Source organism: Massilia sp. DD77 (assembly GCF_036961685.1).
GTDB lineage: Bacteria > Pseudomonadota > Gammaproteobacteria > Burkholderiales > Burkholderiaceae_D > Telluria.
On the sequence record NZ_JBAMDH010000083.1, the window covers coordinates 1 to 4,159 of the forward strand.

The 4,159-nt window shown below is 70.7% G+C and carries 4 protein-coding genes; 1 reads left to right on the forward strand and 3 read right to left on the reverse strand.

Annotated elements, in window-relative coordinates; translation table 11 throughout:
- Window positions 1-136: 136 nt before the first annotated feature.
- Window positions 137-1,720, reverse strand: a complete 1,584-nt coding sequence (locus V7778_RS24980; protein ID WP_335560321.1) for an AAA family ATPase — start codon at window positions 1,718-1,720, stop codon at window positions 137-139.
- A 6-nt stretch (window positions 1,721-1,726) separates the two neighbouring features.
- Window positions 1,727-2,242 (reverse strand): hypothetical protein, encoded by a 516-nt coding sequence (locus V7778_RS24985; protein WP_335560323.1) that lies wholly within the window; start codon window positions 2,240-2,242, stop codon window positions 1,727-1,729.
- 169 nt (window positions 2,243-2,411) lie between these two features.
- On the opposite strand from V7778_RS24985, the gene V7778_RS24990 reads away from it, so the two are divergent.
- Window positions 2,412-3,749, forward strand: a complete 1,338-nt coding sequence (locus tag V7778_RS24990; RefSeq protein ID WP_335560325.1) for a head GIN domain-containing protein — start codon at window positions 2,412-2,414, stop codon at window positions 3,747-3,749.
- A gap of 60 nt (window positions 3,750-3,809) precedes the next feature.
- On the opposite strand, the gene V7778_RS24995 is transcribed toward V7778_RS24990, so the two are convergent.
- On the reverse strand, window positions 3,810-4,159 hold a 350-nt coding region (locus tag V7778_RS24995; RefSeq protein WP_335560327.1), incomplete at its 5' end, for a response regulator.

Below are 4,159 nucleotides of genomic sequence, written 5' to 3' on the forward strand. Positions count from 1 at the left end.
GACCAGCGCGCGCTTGCCAGCGCCCTGGGCGGCCGAAGGCGCGGCATAGCTCGGGGCCGGCGCGTGGATGGTCGGCGCGTTGCCGAGCTGGCGCTCGGCCTGGGCTTTCTTGAGGGCTTCGAGGATGTAGGACATATCAGGGCGCCTTCCCCGCGGCGGCGAGCAGGCGCGGCTCCGGCACGCCGGACAGCTGGTTCAGACGCATGTAGGTGCGCGGCCCGGCCACGCCGTCCGCCTTGAGGTGATGGGTGGCCTGGAAGGCGCGCAGCCACTCCTTGGTGCGCGCGTCGAAAGGCCGGTCGGCGCCCGGAGCGCTGGCCTTGTTGAGGGTGGCGAGGCTGGCGGCGAGCCAGTCGACATCCGGCCCGTGGTCGCCCAGGCTGACCTGGTCGCGAAAAGCCCGCGGCATGCGCCAGAAGGTGGTGAACTCGCCGTCGAAGCGGGCCACGAAGGCCGCCAGGGCGATGCGCTCGCGCCGCCCATCCGCATCCAGGGTGACGCTGGCGGCATCCATCCCGACCAGCAGCGCATAGCCGGAGCGCGCTTCGTCGTGCAGGGTGACCACGGCCGGCCGGTCCAGCAGGCGCAGCTCGTACAGGCCGCCCCTGCCCTGGTGGCAGCGCAGGTTCAGGCGCAGCGCGGCCTGGCAAGGCTGGCCGCCCGCGAGCGGCTGTCCCCACAGCGCGGCCAGGGCGCGCACCGCATCGTGCTCGCTCTCCTGCAGCGGCAGTCTGGCGCCGGCGGAGACTGGAACCGCCTGCGCCTGTGCCGGCGCGGCGGCGACCGCGGATGTCTCGCCCTGGGGCAGCATCTGCCAGGCCGCCGCCGCGCTCAGGGCGGCGCCGGCCAGCACGCCGCCGGCCAGGACCGGCCAGCGTGGGCGCGGGCGCGCTTCCGTCCCCTCCCCGGCAAACACTTCCTTCGCCGACTTCTGCAGGATGCGGCGCGTGACCTGCGGGCTGTTCTCGACATAGGCGCCGAGCAGCGCGCGGTCGCACAGCAGGTTGATCCGGCGCGGCACGCCCTGGGTCAGGCGGTGGACCAGGGGCGTGAGCGCCGGCGGAATCGGCGTCCCCGTGGCGCCGGCCACCGCCAGGCGGTGCGCGATGTAGGCGCCGGTTTCCGGTTCCGACAAGGGGCCAAGGTGGTAACGCGCGATCACGCGCTGGGCCAGCTGTTCCAGCTCCGGGCGCGCGAGCATGGCGCGTAGTTCCGGCTGGCCGATCAGGATAATCTGCAGCAGCTTGCGTTCGCTGGTCTCGAGATTGGTCAGCAGGCGCAGCTGCTCCAGCACCTCGGGCGACAGGTTCTGGGCCTCGTCGATCACCAGCACGTTGTTCAGGCCCTGGGCGTGGGACGCGAGCAGGTAGCGGTTGATGGCGTCGACATAGCCCTTCACGCCGAAGGGCGACGGCCCGGCAGGCGGCAGCTCGATGCGCAGCTCGTCGCACACGCTCAGGAGCAGCTCCTCGACCGTCAGCTTGGGATTGAAGATATAGGCCAGGCGGCAGTTCCCGGGGATCTGTTCGATGAAGCAGCGGCACACCGTGGTCTTGCCGGCGCCGATCTCGCCGGTGAGCAGCACGAAGCCGCCGCCGCTGCCGATGCCGTACAGCAGGTGCGCCAGCGCCTCGCGGTGGCGCTCGCTCATGAACAGGTAGCGCGGGTCGGGCGCGATCGAGAACGGGGATTGCTTCAGGTGGAAGAACTGGTTGTACATGCGTCGCTAGCGGCCGGGAGGCTGCGGTTTGAACTTAGCGCAGTATATTTTGCTTTTGTCATTCGCGTACGCGATCGTGCTGCCGGGATTCGACTTGCGCAATGCATGGGGGGTGGCGTCCTGCGCGCGGAAGGCCACCCCGGCCTGGTCGCGCACCGACTTTTCCAGTTCCTCGGGGGTGCTGTCGGTGACGGCGGCAACGAACACGATCTCGCTGCTGTCGTCGCTGACCATCACCTCGCGCACCTGGGCGCCCCACAGGCTGGCCTCGGTGCGGAACCAGTAGGCCCCGCCCTCGCGCTTGTAGGACGGCCCGAAGGCCTGGGTCAGGTACTGGCGAAAATACCTGTTGTCCAAATGGCTGCGGCACAGCAGCGCGCTGCCGATCACCGGCCCGAAGGTCGAGGGCGCGGCCTGGACGTGCGCCGCCGCCAGCGCCAGGACGGCGCAGGCGAAATGCCCGGCGGCAGAGGGGAAGACGGAACGGATCACGGGCTGGGCCTGGTTCGACAATCCATCCATTATGCGCCAGGCTGGGCAGGATGGCGACAGCCGGGCCGCCGGATCCTTGCAGCCCGTCGCCCGTATTTGCGTTTGACGCCACGTTTTTGCACGTCTGTCGTTTTCCACGCGCAGCCCGCGGCATTTTGCCATATCGTCAAGCCTCCCCCGATCCCCTTGCCAGACCACGATGAAAACCGCCATCAAGCACACCCTCCTGGCCGCCGCCATCGGCGCCGGCTTCCTCGCCACCCAGGCCAGCCATGCCGAGCAGCCGCCCGCAGGCAGCGTCACCGAGCAGCGCACCGTCGGCGCCTTCAGCGCGCTCGAGCTGTCCGGCCCCTACCACGTGGTGGTGCGCGCCCAGGGCCGCCAGGGCATCGAGCTCAGCGGCGAGCGCAAGCAGCTCGAAGAGGTCGAGACCGTCTTGCGCGGCGACACCCTGGTGGTGCGACCGGTCGAACGCAACGGTTTCCAGTTCAGTTTCGGCAAGCGCCGCGACACGGTGGTCATCCACATCACCGCCGCCCAGCTGAAGAGCCTCAAGATGTCCGGCAGCGGCGACGTCGAACTCAGCCAGGTCAGCGGCGACCGCTTCGCCCTCAGCGTCGACGGCCCGGGCGACCTCGAGGCCAGCGGCGCCGTGCGCGAGCTGAACCTGCGCGTGAGCGGCAGCGGCGACGCCGACCTGCACCGGGTCAAGGCGGCGAATGTCACGTTGAACATGTCCGGCCCGGGCGACGTGCGCCTGTCCGGCGTGGGGAACGAACTCAACGCCACTGTCAGCGGCTCGGGCGACCTCGAAGCCGACGACCTGCGCCTGGCGCGCCTGCAGGCCCGCCTGAGCGGCCCGGGCAGCATGAAACTGGACGGCAGCAGCCGCGAGCTGCGCGCCGAGATCAGCGGCTCGGGCGACTTCCAGGCCTGCAACCTGGCGGCGGAAACCGTGACCACGGCGCAACACGGTCCCGGCAATGCCTGCGTCGGCGGCGCCATCCGCAAGCTCGACGCCGAGATCAGCGGCTCCGGCGAGCTGAACGCGGCCGGCCTGCAGGCCAGGACCGCGGTGGTGCGCATGGGCGGGCCGGGCAACGTCAGGCTCAGCGGCACGGTGGGCGAACTGAACGCGGTGCTCACCGGTTCGGGCGACCTCGACGGCGAGGAGCTGAAGGTCAGGAAGGCCGTCATCAAGAACCAGGGCCCGGGCTCGGTGGAGCTGGCCCAGGTCGAGGATACCCTGGACGGCGAGCTGCGCGGTTCGGGCGACCTGACCGCGACCGTGTCCGGCAAGCGCCTGCTGCTGAACATGAGCGGTCCGGGCAACGCCCGCATCGACGGCAAGGTCGACCTGGTGCGCGCCCAGTGCACCGGCTCGGGCAGCCTCGAAGGCCGCCAGCTGACGGCCGGCCGCGCCGACATCGCGGTGCGCGGTCCGGGTACGGCGGCGGTGAATGTCGCCGGGCGCGAGCGCCGCAGCCAGGGGCAGTTGCTGGTGGTGGACCGCGCGGGGAGCCGGAATTCCCAGTAGGGTTGGCCGGGGCGCGTTGGCGGCATAGCCGCCAACCCTACGTGCCGCATCGTTCAGGTATCAGGCCGCCGCAGCCTCCGCCAATACCTGCTGCACCTCCGCCGGCACCGCCGGCTTGAGCAGGTGATGATCGAACCCCGCCGCGCGCGAGCGCGCCCGGTCCTCGGCCGCACCCCATCCTGTCAACGCGGCCAGCAACACCCCTTCCATCCCCGGCAGCGCGCGCATGCGGCGCGCCGCTTCGTAGCCGTCCATGCGCGGCATGCCGATGTCCAGGAACACCAGTTCCGGCCGGAACCCGGCCGCCACTTCCAGCGCGTGCACACCGTCGTAGGCGGTGCGGGTGTCGTGCCCCGCCATCTGCAGCAGCGAACAGAGCGAGTCGGCCGCATCGGCATTGTCGTCCGCCA

Coding starts and splice junctions, on each gene's coding strand:
- V7778_RS24985 (WP_335560323.1), bottom strand. CDS start 2,242: ATGGATGGATTGTCGAACCAGGCCCAGCCCGTGATCCGTTCCGTCTTC.
- V7778_RS24980 (WP_335560321.1), bottom strand. CDS start 1,720: ATGTACAACCAGTTCTTCCACCTGAAGCAATCCCCGTTCTCGATCGCG.
- V7778_RS24990 (WP_335560325.1), top strand. CDS start 2,412: ATGAAAACCGCCATCAAGCACACCCTCCTGGCCGCCGCCATCGGCGCC.